This window comes from Nocardioides astragali (assembly GCF_024436375.1).
Lineage (GTDB): Bacteria > Actinomycetota > Actinomycetes > Propionibacteriales > Nocardioidaceae > Nocardioides > Nocardioides astragali.
The window spans coordinates 301,936-314,961 of sequence record NZ_JAFMZM010000003.1 but is presented as its reverse complement, the minus strand read 5'-3'; the positions used below and the strand labels follow the sequence as shown (position 1 = coordinate 314,961).

Here is a 13,026-nt window from a genome sequence, read left to right as displayed (position 1 = left end):
GAGACGTGACAACAGCGTTCGTGCTCGGCGGGGGCGGCGTCCTCGGCGCGGTCGAGGTGGGCATGCTGCGAGCGCTGCTCGAGCGTGACATCGTGCCTGACCTCGTGCTGGGCACGAGCGTCGGCGCCCTCAACGGCGCCATGGTCGCCCGCCAGCCCGAGGTGGGCGTGGTCGAGCGCCTCACCGAGCTGTGGAGCGCGACCGCGCAGAGCCGCGAGATGTACGGCGACCGGCCCCTGCGCACGGTCCGGCGAGCCGTCTCCACCGGCACCCACATCTACTCCTCCAAGCCGCTGCGCAACCGGCTCCACGAGGAGTTCGGCGACACCCGCTTCGAGGACCTGCCGGTGCGGTTCGGCGTGTGCGCGGCCAGCATCGAGCGCGCGGCCGAACACTGGTTCACCAGCGGCCCGATCGTGCCCGCGATCCTGGCCAGCGCCGCCGTACCCGGTCTGCTCCCACCCGCCGAGATCGACGGCGAGCACTTCCTCGACGGCGGCCTGGTCAACTCGATCCCGGTGGGCAAGGCCGTCGAGCTCGGCGCGACGCGCGTCTTCGTGCTCCAGGTCGGTCGCATCGACCGCCCGCTGGTGGCACCCACGCGCCCGTGGGAGGTCGCGCGGGTGAGCTTCGAGGTGGCCCGGCGCCACCGCTTCATGCGCGAGATGGCGACCATCCCCGACGGCGTCGAGACGTACGTCCTGCCGGCCCGTGGCACCTCGACGCGCGACGACTCGATGCGCGCGCACCGCGACTTCTCCAGCGTCCAGGCCCGCATCGACGCGACGTACGACGCGTCGCGCGCCTACCTCGACGAAGCCCTGGCAGACCCACCCGGCCGGCGGCCGTGAACCACCCACTGGTCTGGGCCCTGCGGCGACTGGTCGTCGCGCCCCTGGTGATCGCCCTGACCGTGGTGCTGTGGGTGACGCTGCCGCTCTGGGTGTTCGGCGCCGCCGCGCTCTCGCCGATCCTCCCGGGTCGGTGGCGGGCGCTGCGCCTGCTCTGGGTGGTCATCGTCTACCTGAGCTTCGAGACCCTGCTGCTCGCGGTGCTGCTGGGTCTCTGGCTGGCGAGCGGCTTCGGCTGGAAGATCCGCTCGCCCTACTTCGCCGGCATCCACTACGACCTGGTGCAGGGCACGCTGATCGTGTTCTTCCGCGAGGCCAGGCGCGTGCTGGCACTGCGGATCCGCACCGACGGGCCACACCCGCCGCGGATGCCCGCGGGTCCGGTGCTGGTGATGTGCCGGCACGCGGGACCGGGCGACTCGTTCATCCTGATGTACGCCCTCCTGCACTGGTACCACCGCGAGCCACGCGTGGTGCTCAAGAACACCCTCGCCTGGGACCCGGCGATCGACGTGATCCTGCGCCGCATCCCGGCGAGCTTCATCTCCCCCAACCCCGCGGCGGGCGAGGACCTCGAGTCACAGATCGCCGCACTCGCGTCCGGCCTCGACCGCAACGACGCGTTCGTGATCTTCCCCGAGGGCGGCAACTTCACGCCGAGCCGGCGGGACAAGGCCATCGCCCGGCTCCGCAAGCTCGGCCTCGAGCGGATGGCGAGGCGCGCCGAGAAGATGACCCACGTGCTGGCGCCGCGGCCCGGCGGCGTACTGGCGGCGCTGGACGCGGCGCCCGAGGCCGACGTGCTGATGGTCGCCCACACCGGGCTCGACCACCTCGTCACGGTCAGCGACCTGTGGCGCGAGCTGCCGATGGACAAGCAGATCACCATGCGCTGGTGGCAGGTCTCCCGCGCGGAGATCCCCGAGGGCCGCGAGGCGCGGATCGACTGGCTCTTCGGTTGGTGGGAACGCGTCGACGACTGGATCGAGGAGAACCGGGCCGACGCCCCGAGCTGACCTCCCGAAGTGACCTCGGGCGGTGCGTGAGGGGGACTCTGCGGCCGTGGAATCCCCTTGGGGCACCGCTCGAGGGCGGACCACCTCCGAAACGCGGACGGGCGGTGCGTGAAGGGGATTCCGGAGCACAGGAACCCTCCTCACGCACCGCCCGAGGGCGATGGATCAGGTGACTACGTGTTCTTGGGGACGTCCTCGATGTCGATGATGTCCGCGGGCTGGTCCGGGTCGGTCGGCTCGTGCGCCTCCTCGACGGAGTCGCTGATCGCCTCGCCGGGAGCGCCGCCGCCGACGTCGTCGGTGGCGGGCGGCTCGGCGGTCACGACGTCGTCCGCCGTGACCTCCTCCAGCGGGTCGGTGAGCGGGTCGCCCTGGCTGGTGGTCGCCGGGGTGACCGGAGCCGCAGCGGCGGTCGCATCGGCCGGGGCGGGCGGCGTGGGCGGGGCCGGCGGGGTGTAGGTCGACTGCCAGTGCGCGCTGTCGTCCTGCTTCTGGCGGAGCTTGCCGAGGATCACCCCACCGATGGCCAGCAGGCCGCCGAGCAGCAGCACCTTCTTGAGCTTGCTGCCCTGGGGCTCGGGCTCCACACCGCGCATCTCCGCCACCTTGGCCGCTGCCAGGTCGCGGCTGGCAGCCGCCTTCTCGGCGGCGAGCGCGGCACCCACCGACGCCTTCTCGGCTGCCGTGGCCCGGGCCTCGGCCAGGAGCGGCGCGGCCTTGGTGCGAGCCTCGGCCGCCTTCTCGGCGGCCAGTGCCGCACCCACGGACGCCTTCTCGCTGGCGAGCGCGCGGCCTTCCGCGATCAGCGGCGTGGCCTTGTCGCGGGCATCACTGAGGGCGGGTCCGGCCTTGTCCACCGCCTGCTCCCAGGCGGACTCGAGCTGGGGGAGCACGGTCTCCGAGAGCTGCTCGACATAGTCGTGAGCCCGGTCGATGAGGGTCTTCTTGCGCCCGAAATGCATGCGTGACCTCCTAGAGTCAGTGTGCCTCCATCTCACCACGCCGCACCTGAGGCGACCAGCCCCGTCCGGGTGGGTGGCCCGCGAGCGGGATCCGTACGCCGGCGGCGGGCGCCCTGCGTGATCCGCGCGTGGGCGGTGCGTGGCAGGATCGAGGCGCACACGACACACATCTGAGAGGCACATCCCATGGCCGACCTGAAGGCGACCCTGAAGACCAACCGGGGCGACATCGTCATCAACCTGTTCCCGAACCATGCCCCCGAGACAGTCGAGAACTTCGTCGGCCTCGCGGAAGGCACCAAGGACTACCGCGACGACGCGGGCCGCAGCGGCGAGAAGTACTACGACGGCCTCGGCTTCCACCGCGTGATCGACGGCTTCATGATCCAGGGTGGCTGCCCGCTCGGCACCGGCACCGGCGGTCCGGGCTACACGTTCAAGGACGAGATCCACCCCGAGCTCGTCTTCGACAAGCCCTACCTCCTCGCGATGGCCAACGCCGGCCCGGGCACCAACGGCTCGCAGTTCTTCATCACCACCGGCGCCACCCCGTGGCTCAACCGCAAGCACACGATCTTCGGCGAGGTGGCCGACCAGGCCAGCCGCGACGTCGTCGACGCGATCGGCACCACCCCGACCGGCGCCATGGACCGTCCGGTCGACGCCGTGGTGATCGAGTCCGTCACCATCGAGCGCTGACCGGCTCTGCGACCCACTGATCGACGCTGATCGACGACCCATGACCCAGCCGTCCGACGGCCCGGCCGCGACCGGGGTGCCGACCTGCTTCCGGCACCCCGATCGCGAGACCTGGATCCGCTGCCAGCGGTGTGACAAGTCGATCTGTCCCGACTGCATGACCGACGCGGCGGTCGGCTTCCAGTGCCCCGACTGCGTCAAGCAGGCCAACAAGGGATCACGCCAGAACCGCGCGCTCTACGGCGGCGAGCGCAGCGCCGACCCGCGACTCACGACGTACGTCCTGATGGGGATCAGCGCTGTCGTGTGGCTCGCCATCACGGCCACGGGCGGCGGGTCGTCACGACTGGCGGCCCTGCTCTCCCTGACGCCCGATGGTCGGTGCGAGCTTCTCGACGGGTCTGGTCGCTACTACCCCGCCGTCGTGGACCCGGGCACGTGCGCGACGCTTCCTGGCACGAGCTGGCACGAGGGGGTGTCGGACGGCGCGTGGTGGCAGATGGTCACCAACATGTTCACGCACGTCGACGTCTGGCACGTGGCACTCAACCTGATGGCCCTCTTCATCCTCGGCCCGGCGCTGGAGCGGATCATGGGCCGCGTCCGCTTCCTGGCGATCTACTTCGTCGGCGGCCTCGCCGCCAGCGTGATGGTCCTCTGGCTGTCCGACCCGGGCTCGGGGACCCTGGGCGCCTCGGGTGCGTTGTACGCCGTCCTCGGTGCCCTCATCGTGACCTTCAGGAAGGCGCGCCTGGACACGCAGTGGTTGATGCAGAACCTGCTCCTCGGCGTGCTCATCACCGTCGTCGGGTGGCGCTACATCTCCTGGCAGGGACACCTCGGTGGTCTGCTCGGCGGCATGGCGGCGGCCGCGATCATCGCCTACGCGCCGAAGGCCAACCGGTCCGCCGTCCAGTGGGCCGGACTCGCGCTGCTCACGGTCGTGCTGCTGGGACTCGCGTACGTCCGCGCGAGCGCCCTGGCCTGACCCGTTCAGGCGGACGTAGCCGCACCGGAGTCGACCGGCGGCTCTCCGAGCCGTGCCACCGGGCGCTTGTCCGGGAGCCGCTTGGTCTGCACGAGCCGCTCGGCGACGTCACGTAGCTTGACGTTGAAGTCCTGGGAGTAGCGCTTCAGCACCGCGAAGGCCTGCTCCTCCGTCAGTCCGTGGCGCTCCATCAAGATGCCCTGCGCCTGCCCGATCCGCTTGCGCCCGTCGAGGGCCAGGGTGAGTCCCTCCAGGGTGTAGGACGCGACGAGAGCGATGGCGGCGTGCCGCGAGATCAGGTGGGCTAGGGCGATCTCGTCCGGGGTGAAGCTCCGCGGTTGGGTCCAGAAGAGGTTGACCGACCCCAGTCGGCGGTCCTCGGCCCGGTTGAGCAGCTCGACGCCGAGGGCGCTGCGCAGGCCGAGCTCCACGGCCATGGGCGCCCACGCGGGCCAGCGTGGCTCGGCGGCCAGGTCCTGGGAGACGAGGGTCGCGCACTGCCACGCGTTGTCGTGGCACGGCCCCTCGCCCAGCTCCTCCTGGAGCAGGTCGGCCCGCTCCACGATGGGATGGGTGGGCGCGACCGTCTGCAGGCGGCCCCGGCGGCGGACCAAGGTGATGCCGGCGTAGTTGGCGTCCAGCTGCTGGCGGGCGTAGTCGACCACCTCGGCGGCGGTCTGCTCAGGGCCCGGCGACAGGGCCATGCGCTCGGCGAGCCGTGCCAGTTCCCGTGCCAGCTCCCGTGCCCCGATGTCGTCGTTCATGGTGACCCTCGTTGTCGCGCGCGAGTCGTGATGTCCTCGCTCCATCTTAGGGCGCACCGCGTGCCGCACGGTTGCCCACAGGTGTGCACACAGCTGTGGATAACTACACGCGTGTAATTCTCCACAGCGGTTGTCCACAGTGTGGAGGACGCGCCTTCCGCTGGCGCTACCCCTGAAATCGACTCGAGCGGTGAGAGAGACGCCTTCCCTTCCCCAGGAAGGCGCCTCACTCACCGCTCGAGGCGGAAAGCCATGGACTGTCAGTGGAACAGGGGAGAACCTACTCCCACTTGGTCGCGAAGCTGAAGCCGACCGCCATGAAGGCGATTCCGACGACCAGGTTCCACTGGCCGAGGTCGTTGAAGACCCACAGGCTGGAGAGGTCGTCGGAGAAGACGTAGAAGGTGCAGATCCAGAGCAGGCCGATGAGGAAGCAGGCCAGCATGCCGACCACCACACCGCGTCCGCGACCCAGCGGGGTGGACGGGTGCGCGGAGACGATCAGGCCGAGCATGAGCACGCCGAAGCCGATGGCGTAGTTCCAGCGGCCCAGGTCGGCGACGGCCTTGGGCGAGCCCTCCACCGGCGGGAAGGCGAGCGGGTTGCCGCGCGCCTGGGCGTAGTAGAAGACGAGCCAGGCGATGCCGCCCACGATCAGCAGCAGACTGATCAGGAACCTGACGGAGAAGAGGGTGCTCTTCTCCTCGGCGATGACCGTCTTGGACTTCGACACTGCTGCTCCTGTGGCTTGCGGGATGTGGCTGGCGGACGGCTCGGCGCCCGACGGGGGGTTAGCGTAGTCGCCATGCGGTCCCAGTCCCACGTTCGCCCCGGACGCCGTCGCGTCTGGCGCGTGGCGACGCCGGTGGTCGTGCTGCTCAGCGGGGTGCTTTTCGCGGTGAGCGCCAAGCAGAGCGACGGCCTCGACCTGCGGGCCGGCCGGCTCACCGACCTGGCCTCCGTGGTGCGCGCCGAGCGCGACGAGGCGGGCGACCTGACCGCCCAGGCGGCAGCGCTCAACGCCGAGGTGGAGAAGCTCAGCGCCGAGCTGGGCGACCGCTCGGTCGCCCGCGTGCAGGACGAGATCGCCACGCTCGAGGACCCAGCCGGGCTGGTCGAGAAGGTCGGCCCGGGCGTCCAGGTCACCCTCGACGACGCCGAGGTCGAGGCGCGCCTCGCCTACCAGGGCGATCCCAACGACCTCGTCGTCCACCAGCAGGACATCCAGGCGGTGGCCAACGCGATGTGGAGCGCCGGGGCCGCCGCGGTCACCATCCAGGGCCAGCGGCTGATCTCGACGACCGGCATCAAGTGCGAGGGCAACCAGGTGACCCTGCACGGGATCCCCTACTCGCCGCCCTACGTCATCGTTGGCATCGGCGACCAGGACCGGATCGAGGCCGAGCTGACCATCGACCCGATCCTCGCCACCTACCGCGACTACACGACCATCCCCGGCGGGGGCGTCTCCTGGGAGATGGTCGGGGTCGACCAGGCCGTGGCGCCTGCCTACACCGGCCTCCTCGACCTCACCTACGCGACGCCCCTGGCGGACTGAGTCAGCCGAGCCTGATCCGGCCGGTCGGCGGCGGGGCGGTCGGCGGCGGGGCGGTCGGCGGCGGGGTCGTCGGGCTCTCGGTGGGCACCGTCGGGGTCTCGGTGGGGGTCTCGGTCGGGACCGGGGTCTCGGTCGGGACCACCGGCTCCTCGTAGGCGGAGACGAAGATCGTCACGCTGCTGTTCTGGTCGGCGGTGCCGCCGAGCGGGATCTGGTCGACGACCGTGCCCTTCGGCTCCGTCGACGCCGGGTCGGTGCGTACGTCGGGGACGAAGCCTGCCTCCCGGAGGGTCCGCTCCGCCTGGCCCTGCCTGAGACCGCGGACGTCGGGGATCTTCTCCGGCCCGTCGGAGTAGACGACGACGATCGTCGTGCCCTCGGCCACCGACGTGCCGGCGGGCGGGTCGGTGCTGAGGACCTGGTTGGGGTCCTCGTCGGAGTCCTCCTCCTGGAAGGTCACCTTGAGCCCCATCCCGACCAGCTGCGCGCGCGCGTCCTTGCGGAGGCTGCCGACGACGGAGGGCACCTCGACCTCGGGCCTGCCGACGGAGAGCACGAAGTCGATGGACGTGCCCGGCTCCCTGTAGACGTCCCGGCTGGGGTCCTGCTCGATGACGAGGTCGGGCGCCACGGTCTCCGAGGTCTCCCGGTCGACGCGACCCACCGTGAAACCGGCGTCGACGATCGCGAGGCGCGCCTCCTCGTCCGTCATGCCGACCAGGTTGGGCACCGGTTCGCGCTGGGGCGCCTCGTCGAAGAGCAGGTCGTTGAGGAGGTAGGCGCCGAGCAGCAGCAGCCCGACGACGAGGAAGCCGCCGAGGAACCACCAGCCGGCGCGGCTCCGCGACGGCCGGTCCTGGTCGGGGGGAGGGGTCGACGCCACGCCTGCGGCCATGGTCCGCGTCGCGTCGGCCGGCGGCACGGAGGGGACGTACTGCGTGTCTGCGGGGATGGGTGCCACGGCTGGCGCCTGGATCGGGTGACCGGCGAGGTAGCGCTCGATGTCGGCCCTCATCGCCGCGGCACTCTGGTAGCGGTCCTCGACGCGCTTGGCGAGCGCCTTCATCACGATGGCGTCGATCTCGTCGTCGAGCTGGTCGTCGTGGTCGGACGGGGGAGAGGCCGGCTCGCGGACGTGCTGGTAGGCCACGGCCACGGGGCTGTCGCCGACGAACGGGGGCCGGCCGGTCAGCAGCTCGTAGAGCAGGCAGCCGGTGGAGTAGACGTCGGAGCGGGAGTCGACCGTCTCGCCGCGCGCCTGCTCGGGGGAGAGGTATTGGGCGGTGCCAACCACGGCCGCGGTCTGGGTCATCGTGTTGGACGCGTCGGAGATCGCCCGTGCGATGCCGAAGTCCATCACCTTGACGTCGCCGGTCGGGGTCAGCATCACGTTGCCGGGCTTGATGTCGCGGTGGATGATCCCCGCCCGGTGGCTGTAGTCGAGGGCCGCGAGCACGCCGCTGGTGATCTCCAGGGCCCGCTCGGGAAGGATCTTGCGGCCCTCACGGAGGATGTCGCGCAGCGTGCGGCCCTCGACGCACTCCATGACGATGTAGGGCTGGGCGACACCGGAACCGTCGGTCGCCATCTCCTCGCCGGTGTCGTAGGTCGACACGATCGCCGGGTGGTTGAGGGAGGCCGAGGACTGGGCCTCGCGGCGGAAGCGGGCCTGGAAGGTGGCGTCGCTCGCGAGGTCGGTGCGGAGCCGCTTGACGGCGACGCTGCGGCCCAGCCGCAGGTCCTTGCCCTTGCGGACCTCGGCCATGCCGCCGCGCCCCAGGAGCTCACCGAGCTCGTAGCGGCCGCCGATCAGAGTCGGCTCCGGCTGCGTCATCCCTCGTCCCCATCCTTGTCGTTTCCGTTTCCGTTGCCCTCGCCGTTGTCGTTGCCCTCGCCGCCGGGCACCTTGCCGACGTAGGTGACGACCACCGTCTGGTCCACGGGGACGCTTCCGCTGGGGTCGACCGAGGTGACGAGCCCCTCGCCCACATCCCCGGGGTTCTCGACCTCTTCCTCCTCCACGGTGAGGCCCAGCTCCCGCAGCTCCTTGGCGACGTCCTTGTGGTCGCGCCCGACGTAGGCCGCCGGGTCGACCTCGACGGTGGCCGGCTCGGTCTCGGTCTCGGTGGGAGTCTCCGTCGGGGTCTCCGTGGGAGTGTCAGTCGGAGTCTCGGGCGCTGTCTCGTCGGGGGTCTGGCTCGGCGCCTGGGAGCGGGTGCCCGTGTCGCCCCCGGTCGGCTCCGGGTCGCGGTTGCCGAGCCAGACGGCCAGCAGCACGGCGACGAGCACCGCGGCGAGACCGATGAGCAGCAGCCACGGCGGCGTCGTACGACGTCGCTCCGGCGGTGTGCCAGCAACCCTTTCGCGCGGGAGCTCGGTTGCTGGGCCACCGCCCATCGGGGAGGCGGCCGGCAAGACCTGGGTGGTGGCAGGGGTGTCACCCGGAGCCACCGCGGGCGTCAGGACCGTCGCGACGTCCGCGCCGGAGGGCTCGCGGAGGGCGCGCGCGAAGACGGTGCCGTCGGAGTAGCGCTCCTCGGGTGCCTTGGCCAGCGCACGGCGTACGACGCCGGCGAGGTCGGCCGGGACGCTGTCGGGCAGGTCGGGGACCGGGTTGCGCAGGTGGGCGATCGCCGTGGCGACCGGGGTGTCGGCGAGGAAGGGCTTGCGGCCGGCCAGGCACTCGAAGGCGACCACGCCCAGGGCGTAGACGTCGGAGGCGGCGGTGGCGGACTTCCCCTCGGCCTGCTCGGGCGAGATGTAGGCGGGCGTCCCGAGCACCTGACCGGTCTCGGTCAGCGACATGCCCTCGGCGGCGCGGGCGATGCCGAAGTCGGTGACCTTGACGCGGCGGTCAGGGGTGACGAGGAGGTTGGCGGGCTTCACGTCGCGGTGCACGATCCCGGCGGCGTGCGCGATGCCGAGGGCGTCGGCGGCCTGGGCGAGCAGCTCCTGCGCGGCCTCGGGGTCGAGCGGCGCACCCGGGCGCAGGAGCGCGGAGAGCGGCTGGCCCTCCACGAGCTCCATGACGAGGTAGGGGCGGGGAGTCGCCGACCCGTCGTCGAGCGAGCTCGCGCCGTAGTCCCAGACAGCCGCGATGCCGGGGTGGTGCAGCGCGGCGGCGTTGCGCGCCTCCGTCTCGAAGCGGGCGCGGAACAGGGCGTCGTCGGCGTACTCGGTCTTGAGCACCTTGACCGCGACCGGCCGGTCGAGCACCGTGTCGCGAGCGGCCCAGACCTCGCCCATCCCCCCAGTCGCGATGCGCGACTCGAGGACGTAGCGACGCGCCTCGTCGACGTGACCTCCGGGAGCGAGGGCGGTCACGGCCCGATCACCGCCTCCATGACAGCCTTGGCGATCGGGCCGCCCAGCAGGCCGCCCGCGATCTCGGCTCGCGCGGTCTCGCTGGACTGCACGAGCACCGCGACGGCGACCTTGGGGTCGTCCGCGGGGGCGAAGGAGACGAACCAGGCGTAGGGCGGCCGGTCGTCGGTGGACTGCGCGGTGCCGGTCTTGCCGGCGACCTCGAGCCCGGGGATCTGCGCGGGCGTCGCGGTGCCGGACTCGACGGTGGCGACGAGCATCTTGGTCAGCTCGTCGGCGGTGGTGCTCGACATCGCCTTGCTGATGCTCTGCGGGTCGGTGCGGTCGAGGACGGAGAGGTTAGGAGCCCGCACCTCGTCGACGACGTAGGGGCGCATCACGTCGCCGTCGTTGGCGATCGCCGCGGCCACCATGGCCATCTGCAGCGGCGTCGCGGTCACGCTGGACTGACCGATGCCCGACATCGCGGTCTGCGGGGCGTCCATGTCGCGCGGGTAGAGCGACCTGGCCTGTCCGCCGAGGTCCTCGAGGGAGGTGGAGTTGAAGCCGAACTTCTCGGCCTGGTCGGCCATCGCCTCGGTGCCCAGCTCGTTGGCGAGGCTGAGGAACGTCACGTTGCAGGAGACCTGCATTGCCTGGGTGAGGGTGATCCGGCGTCCGCCGCAGTCGCCCCCGTCGTGGTTGCGGATGGTGGTCGTGGACTCCGGCAGCTGGAACCTGGAGCCGCCCGGGACCATCGAGTCGGCGTCGTAGTTGCCCGACTCGATCGCGGCCGCGGCGGTGACCAGCTTGAACGTCGACCCCGGCGGCAGGGTCGTGCCGATGGCGCGGTTGATGAGTGGCTCGCGCGGGTCGTTGTTGAGGGTCTGGTCGAGATCGCGCACGGCCGTGAAGTCGTGGGACGCGAAGTCGTTGGGGTCGAAGGTCGGCGTCGACGCCATGGCAAGCACGCGGCCCGTGCTGGGCTCGAGGGCGACGACGGCGCCCTGCGCGTCGCCGGGGAGGTTCTCCAGTCCGGCCCAGGCCGCGTCCTGGGCGGCCGCGTTGACGGTCAGCAGGACATTGCCACCCTTGGGGTCGGTGTTGCTGAGCAGGTCGACGAGGCGGGTGACGAAGAGCCGGGAGTCGTCGCCGGAGAGGACCTCGTTCTGCGAGCGCTCCACGCCCGTCTGGCTGAAGAACGCGAAGTAGCCGGTGAGGGGGGCGTACTTGAAGGGCTCGGAGTAGGTGCGCTGGAACTTGTACTTGTCGTCGGACGGCACGCTGCGCGCGATCGCCTCCTTGCCGACCAGGATCGCGCCGCGCTCGCGGGAGTAGGCAGCGGTGATGATGCGACGGTTGCGCGGATCCTCCGAGAGGGAGTCGGCGCGGACGTACATCAGGTAGGTCGCGTTGACCAGGAGGGCCAGGAAGAGCACGAGGCAGAAGACCGAGACGACGCGGATGGGCTTGTTCATTTGAGCTTCACCACCTGGGTCGTCTCGCTGTCGGCGCCTGCGTCGTCGACCGGGTCGAGCCGCGGGGTGGGCCGCCGGGCCTGGTCGGAGATGCGCAGCAGCAGCGCGATCACCACCCAGTTGGCGACGAGCGAGGAGCCGCCGTAGGACAGGAACGGGGTCGTCAGGCCGGTCAGCGGGATCAGCCCGGTGACGCCGCCGATGACGACGAAGACCTGGAGGGCGACGATCGATCCGAGGCCGACCGCCATCAGCTTGCCGAAGCCGTCGCGCGAGATCAGCGCGATGCGCAGCGCTCGCTCGACGATCAGGCCGTAGCAGAGCACGATCGCCATGACCGCGGTGAGGCCGAGCTCCTCGCCGATGGTGGAGACGATGAAGTCGGAGTAGGCGAAGGGCACCCGCTCGGGGAACCCGTTGCCCAGGCCGCGCCCGATCAGGCCGCCCCAGCCCATGCCGAACATCGCCTCGACGAGCTGGCCGCTGCCGGGCGTCTCCTCGTAGTAGTCCATCGGGTGGAGCCAGAAGTTGAAGCGGTTCTGCACGTTGGGGACGAACGTGTACGCCGCCAGCGCGCCGGCCGCGAACAACAGTCCTCCGACGACCAGCCAGCCGGGGCGCTCGGTGGCGACGTAGAGCATCGCGAGGAAGAGGCCGAAGAACAGCAGCGAGGAGCCCAGGTCGTTCTGCGCGACCAGGATCATCATCGAGACGCCGAACATCGCCAGGATCGGGCCGAGGTCCCGTCCGCGGGGGAGGTCGATGAAGACCACCCGTCTGCCCGCCAGGGCGAGGGCGTCGCGGTGGAGGACCAGGTAGCCGGAGAAGGCCACCACCAGCAGCACCTTGGCGACCTCACCCGGCTGGAAGCTGAAGCCGGCGACGCGGATCCAGATGTTGGCGCCGTTGATGGGCACGCCGATCACCGGGACGAACGGCAGGAGCAGGAGCACGATGGCGGTCAGGCCAGAGGTGTAGGTCAGGCGTTGCAGCGAGCGGTGGTCACGCAGCAGGAACAGCGTGGCGATGAAGAGCACCACGCCCAGCGTCATCCAGGTCAGCTGCTGGCGGGCGAACGTGTGGTCGTCGTTTCCGATCGCCTCGTAGGTGAGGTCGAGGCGGCGGAGGATGGCGAGCCCGAGCCCGTTGAGCGCCGCGACGAGCGGCAGCAGGACCGGGTCGGCGTACGGGGCAACGATGCGGACGGTCACGTGGGCCGCGACGATCAGCGCGGTCAGCCAGCCGCCGTAGCCGACGAGGTCGGCCGGGACAGTCCCCTCGACGCCGAGGCCGACGGCGGCGTAGGCACCGATCCCGACCGCGAGGGCGAGGACGAGCAGGAACAGCTCCGCACCCCGGCGTCGCCGGTGCACGAAGCCCATGAGGGATCCGGTCTGACTCATCGCA

12 protein-coding genes are annotated in these 13,026 nt (G+C 71.0%); 5 read left to right on the top strand and 7 right to left on the bottom strand.

The window, feature by feature from the left end:
• Nucleotides 1-5 precede the first annotated feature (5 nt).
• Both J3P44_RS10625 and J3P44_RS10620 read left to right on the top strand, forming a co-directional pair.
• Nucleotides 6-851 carry a patatin-like phospholipase family protein gene (locus J3P44_RS10625; protein WP_255890311.1) on the top strand — a complete coding sequence of 282 codons (846 nt, stop codon included), beginning with the start codon at nt 6-8 and terminating at the stop codon, nt 849-851.
• Nucleotides 848-1,867 (top strand): lysophospholipid acyltransferase family protein, encoded by a 1,020-nt coding sequence (locus J3P44_RS10620; RefSeq protein ID WP_255890310.1) that lies wholly within the window; start codon nt 848-850, stop codon nt 1,865-1,867. Before J3P44_RS10625 ends, J3P44_RS10620 begins: the two co-directional genes overlap by 4 nt.
• A gap of 173 nt (nt 1,868-2,040) precedes the next feature.
• Here the strand turns inward: J3P44_RS10620 and J3P44_RS10615 are convergent, their stop codons facing one another.
• Nucleotides 2,041-2,829: a hypothetical protein gene (locus tag J3P44_RS10615; RefSeq protein WP_255890309.1), complete on the bottom strand. Its 789-nt coding sequence runs from the start codon at nt 2,827-2,829 to the stop codon at nt 2,041-2,043.
• A gap of 186 nt (nt 2,830-3,015) precedes the next feature.
• On the opposite strand from J3P44_RS10615, the gene J3P44_RS10610 reads away from it, so the two are divergent.
• Nucleotides 3,016-3,528 (top strand): peptidylprolyl isomerase, encoded by a 513-nt coding sequence (locus tag J3P44_RS10610; RefSeq protein WP_255890308.1) that lies wholly within the window; start codon nt 3,016-3,018, stop codon nt 3,526-3,528.
• A 40-nt stretch (nt 3,529-3,568) separates the two neighbouring features.
• Complete coding sequence (locus J3P44_RS10605) at nt 3,569-4,516, top strand: rhomboid family intramembrane serine protease (protein WP_255890307.1); 948 nt, start codon at nt 3,569-3,571, stop codon at nt 4,514-4,516.
• A 5-nt stretch (nt 4,517-4,521) separates the two neighbouring features.
• Here J3P44_RS10605 and J3P44_RS10600 read toward each other — a convergent pair whose 3' ends face one another.
• Both J3P44_RS10600 and J3P44_RS10595 read right to left on the bottom strand, forming a co-directional pair.
• Nucleotides 4,522-5,280 (bottom strand): GAF and ANTAR domain-containing protein, encoded by a 759-nt coding sequence (locus tag J3P44_RS10600; RefSeq protein ID WP_255890306.1) that lies wholly within the window; start codon nt 5,278-5,280, stop codon nt 4,522-4,524.
• 280 nt (nt 5,281-5,560) lie between these two features.
• Nucleotides 5,561-6,013, bottom strand: a complete 453-nt coding sequence (locus J3P44_RS10595) for a cell division protein CrgA (protein ID WP_255890305.1) — start codon at nt 6,011-6,013, stop codon at nt 5,561-5,563.
• Between the two features lie 72 nt (nt 6,014-6,085).
• Between J3P44_RS10595 and J3P44_RS10590 the strand changes: the two genes are divergently transcribed.
• Nucleotides 6,086-6,838 carry a DUF881 domain-containing protein gene (locus tag J3P44_RS10590; RefSeq protein WP_255890304.1) on the top strand — a complete coding sequence of 251 codons (753 nt, stop codon included), beginning with the start codon at nt 6,086-6,088 and terminating at the stop codon, nt 6,836-6,838.
• Nucleotide 6,839: 1 nt separating this feature from the next.
• Here J3P44_RS10590 and pknB read toward each other — a convergent pair whose 3' ends face one another.
• From pknB to J3P44_RS10570, 4 genes are read right to left on the bottom strand one after another with little or no spacing between them, the layout of a single operon-like run.
• Complete coding sequence (gene pknB, locus J3P44_RS10585) at nt 6,840-8,672, bottom strand: Stk1 family PASTA domain-containing Ser/Thr kinase (RefSeq protein WP_255890303.1); 1,833 nt, start codon at nt 8,670-8,672, stop codon at nt 6,840-6,842.
• Nucleotides 8,669-10,162 (bottom strand): serine/threonine protein kinase, encoded by a 1,494-nt coding sequence (locus J3P44_RS25490; protein WP_255890302.1) that lies wholly within the window; start codon nt 10,160-10,162, stop codon nt 8,669-8,671. The genes pknB and J3P44_RS25490 overlap by 4 nt, the downstream gene beginning before the upstream one ends.
• A complete protein-coding gene (locus tag J3P44_RS10575; RefSeq protein ID WP_255890301.1) occupies nt 10,159-11,619 on the bottom strand; it encodes a peptidoglycan D,D-transpeptidase FtsI family protein in 1,461 nt (486 codons plus the stop codon). Before J3P44_RS10575 ends, J3P44_RS25490 begins: the two co-directional genes overlap by 4 nt.
• Entirely contained in the window at nt 11,616-13,022 is a 1,407-nt protein-coding gene (locus J3P44_RS10570; RefSeq protein ID WP_255890300.1) for an FtsW/RodA/SpoVE family cell cycle protein, read from the bottom strand. Before J3P44_RS10570 ends, J3P44_RS10575 begins: the two co-directional genes overlap by 4 nt.
• Between the last annotated feature and the right edge of the window lie 4 nt (nt 13,023-13,026).

Coding starts and splice junctions, on each gene's coding strand:
- pknB (WP_255890303.1), bottom strand. CDS start 8,672: ATGACGCAGCCGGAGCCGACTCTGATCGGCGGCCGCTACGAGCTCGGT.
- J3P44_RS10590 (WP_255890304.1), top strand. CDS start 6,086: ATGCGGTCCCAGTCCCACGTTCGCCCCGGACGCCGTCGCGTCTGGCGC.
- J3P44_RS10610 (WP_255890308.1), top strand. CDS start 3,016: ATGGCCGACCTGAAGGCGACCCTGAAGACCAACCGGGGCGACATCGTC.
- J3P44_RS10615 (WP_255890309.1), bottom strand. CDS start 2,829: ATGCATTTCGGGCGCAAGAAGACCCTCATCGACCGGGCTCACGACTAT.
- J3P44_RS10605 (WP_255890307.1), top strand. CDS start 3,569: ATGACCCAGCCGTCCGACGGCCCGGCCGCGACCGGGGTGCCGACCTGC.
- J3P44_RS10600 (WP_255890306.1), bottom strand. CDS start 5,280: ATGAACGACGACATCGGGGCACGGGAGCTGGCACGGGAACTGGCACGG.
- J3P44_RS10570 (WP_255890300.1), bottom strand. CDS start 13,022: ATGAGTCAGACCGGATCCCTCATGGGCTTCGTGCACCGGCGACGCCGG.
- J3P44_RS10575 (WP_255890301.1), bottom strand. CDS start 11,619: ATGAACAAGCCCATCCGCGTCGTCTCGGTCTTCTGCCTCGTGCTCTTC.